This is a genomic window from Flavobacterium bomense, assembly GCF_003970355.1.
In genome coordinates this window covers 1-1,000 of the sequence record NZ_RYDJ01000106.1, presented here as the reverse complement: position 1 = coordinate 1,000, position 1,000 = coordinate 1, and the positions used below count along the sequence as shown (strand labels likewise).

The following is a 1,000-nucleotide window of genomic DNA, read 5'->3' as shown; positions in this document are numbered from 1 at the left end:
AATCAAATTGTTTCAAAGCCAATGACAATGTAGCATCTGTATCGCTGCTTGCGGTCGGATTTTTGAAATGCCGCGCCAATAATGGCAACAAATGATTGGGGAAAATCTCGGGACGAATAAAGGGAATCATCAATCGCTGAAAAGAATATTTCCACTCATTCCCGTGAGGTTTGATGTTTCTTCCAAATTTTTCGAACGCTACCAAATGTGAAATTTCGTGAACCAACGTAATCAAAAATTTGTATTTATTTAGGCTGGCATTGACCGTGATTTCGTGTTTTCCGCTTAACCCTTTTCGATAATCTCCGTGACGAGTTACCCGTTCATTCACAATTTTGAGATGCACTTGATTGGCTACAATCAGTTCAAAAACTGGTTTTACGGCGTGTTCAGGGATATATTTTGAAAGGGTTTCGCTCAAAGTTAGAAGTTAGAAGTTAGAAGTTAGAAGTGGGAAGTTAGAAGTAAACATATTCATGAGACTACCAACGTCTAACAAATAACGCATAACTCATACTTGACTGGCTATGGATTAGTGGATGAAACTTGAAGCACTTTTCCGTTGTAATATTTATTTCCGGTCAAGGCAAAGTCAAAAATATAATTGGCCATATCCTTTGCCGAAATTGGGGCTTCGTAACCCGGAAATGCTTCTTGTAACATTTCGGTTTGAACCGCACCGAGTGCCAAAACATTAAACGAAATCCCCTTCTCTTTATATTCTTCTGCCAATAATTCCGACAAAGTAATCACGGCGCCTTTGCTGGAACTATAAGCTGCTAGACCAGCAAATTTTAAACTTCCTTGTATTCCACCCATTGAACTAATGGTTACAACGTGACTTCCTTTTTGCAAATAGGGCAGACACGCACGTGTTAAATTGGCAACGCCAAAAACATTGACTTTATATACGAAAAAGAGACTGTGTTGAAAGACTTTACTCTTGAAGTAAAAAAGGGACAAACGGTGGCTCTTGTTGGGCAATCTGGAAGCGGAAAAA

At 39.2% G+C, this 1,000-nt stretch carries 2 protein-coding genes; both read right to left on the bottom strand.

Annotated features, from left to right (window positions below):
- The coding region (locus tag EKL98_RS15910; RefSeq protein ID WP_394343486.1) for a SprT-like domain-containing protein at positions 1 to 421 on the bottom strand (421 nt) is incomplete at its 3' end.
- 104 nt (positions 422 to 525) lie between these two features.
- On the bottom strand, positions 526 to 1,000 hold a 475-nt coding region (locus EKL98_RS15905; protein ID WP_233589464.1), incomplete at its 5' end, for an SDR family oxidoreductase.